Annotated in this window: 3 protein-coding genes; 1 reads left to right on the top strand and 2 read right to left on the bottom strand. The window is 67.2% G+C overall.

Annotated features, from left to right (window positions below):
• On the bottom strand, positions 1 to 244 hold a 244-nt coding region (locus ACRDUX_RS25575; protein ID WP_526417775.1), incomplete at its 3' end, for a cation-transporting P-type ATPase.
• Entirely contained in the window at positions 241 to 1,125 is an 885-nt protein-coding gene (locus ACRDUX_RS25580; RefSeq protein WP_526417776.1) for a universal stress protein, read from the bottom strand. The genes ACRDUX_RS25575 and ACRDUX_RS25580, both read right to left, overlap by 4 nt.
• 280 nt (positions 1,126 to 1,405) lie before the next feature.
• On the opposite strand from ACRDUX_RS25580, the gene ACRDUX_RS25585 reads away from it, so the two are divergent.
• Positions 1,406 to 1,985, top strand: a 580-nt coding sequence (locus tag ACRDUX_RS25585) for a universal stress protein (RefSeq protein ID WP_526417778.1), incomplete at its 3' end; no start/stop codon positions are given.

Genomic DNA, 1,985 nt, shown 5'->3' on the forward strand with positions numbered 1-1,985 from the left:
CAAGAAGGGCGCTCCGCAGTTGCCGTCCGAGCACGGCAAGAGCGCTGACCCCGTGCGTACGTACGGCGTTCGGTCCATATCTCGCCAGCCGCGCCGCGGCCTCCGTACGGGAGAGCCCGTCAGCCGAGCTGCCCAGCCAGCCCAGTACGTCGTCCAAAGCCGCTGAACCCACCGCCCCTGCAGTGCTGGCTTGATGCGTTCCGGTCACTGAGGCCGCAAGAGAAACGTTGGTTGCTCGGTTCATGGTTCGCGGGCAACGATCACCGGAGTCCGAGCGGACTGCACCACTGCAGAGCTCACCGAACCCAGCAACATACCCGCGAAGCCGCCACGACCGTGACTGCCCACGACGACCAGTTGAGCACGTTCTGACTCCTCGAGAAGACGTTCAGCGGCGAGGTTTGCGACCACCACGCTACGCACCGTGACGGCGGGATAGCGTGACTGCCAGCCGGACAGCCGCTCCGCCAGAAGCTCCCGTGCCCGAGGCTCCACCGCAGGCCAGTCGATTTCGGGGTATCCCCAGCCACCCCAGTCGATGCACGCATGGACCGCCACGAGATCCACACCACGGCGCGAAGCCTCGTCGAAGGCGATCGCGGTCGCCGACTCGGAGGCGGGTGAACCGTCGACACCGACCACTACCGGGGCGAAGGCAGCAGCGGGCATCGGCGGATCCTCGTCGTGGATGACGGCGACCGGACAGTGTGCATGCTGCGTCAATCCGGAACTGACCGCGCCGAGCAAATGTCGCAGACGCCCCCGCCCATGCCGTCCCACCACGACCATCTGAGCATTCTTCGACAGATCGGCGAGGCACGCGACGGCCGGCCCGGTCACCGTCTCGCTATCAATCTCGATGGAGTCCGGCCCAGTCGCATCATGACCGATGGCCGTCGCGTCGCGGATGATGTCGCGCCCCTCGGCTTCCTGCCATTGTTGGAATCCGGGCGGCAACGGCACCTCCGGCCAGGTCATCGTCGCCGGCGGAGGCAGCACGTGGACCAAGGTGAGCGGCACCTTGCGCCATGCCGCATCTCGCGCTGCCCACGCGACGGCGGCCTTCGAGGCGGAAGATCCGTCGACACCAACGACGATCCCGTGATGATTGGCCGCCGTTGTCATTTCTCTCTCCCCGGATGTCATGTCTTGGCGCGCACGTTTGGTGGCACCCTCTTCCCCGACGACACTAAGCCCCGCCCCGCGCTTGGTCTTGGGCCGTTGGTCACTCGACGCGAGTCCCTTTGGCACCGAGCACCGGGGAACCCTCGGTCGGTGCGGTCACGGGACCAATGGCCAACCTTCGAGGACCTAGGACTCCTCCGACCAAGTTCACCGATCCCTAGCGTCGACCACAACACCTCTGGGGTCTGCGACGGATCCCGGGACGTCGGAAGGAGCAACGATGAGTCCAGCGTCATACGTCCAGCCAGGCGCCGCGATCGTCGTCGGCATCGACGGCTCGCAGGCAGCCATTCACGCCGCCGAGTGGGCGATCGACGAAGCCGTCGCCCGGGACGTGCCGCTTCGCCTGGTCCACGTCGCCAGCATCGACTCCACCGCCGGCTCCTCACCCTACGAGGTGCCGCTGGGCATCGAGTACGCCGAGACGGTGTTGCGCCAGGCAGACGCCGCCATCCGGGCGACCGGCAGGCAGGTCGAGGTCAACACCGCGATCGTTCGGGGGGCGCCCACCACCGTGTTGTTGGCCGAGTCCCGCGATGCGGAGCTGGTCTGCGTCGGTTCAGTCGGCATCGGTGCCATCTCCCGAAAGTTGTTGGGCAGCACGGCGATGGCGTTGGCCGAGGGCGCGCACTGCCCGGTGGCGATCATTCGGGACCGCGGCGCGGGGCAGCCAACGGACCGTCGCTGGATCGTGGTCGCCGTCAAGGCGTCGACCGACGATGAAGACATAGTCGTCACCGCCATGGAGGAGGCTCGACTACGCCACGCCCCCGTCCTCGCGGTCGGATTGTGGCAGGAGG

Origin of the sequence: Mycobacterium sp. (genome assembly GCF_050701675.1) — a bacterium.
Lineage (GTDB): Bacteria > Actinomycetota > Actinomycetes > Mycobacteriales > Mycobacteriaceae > Mycobacterium.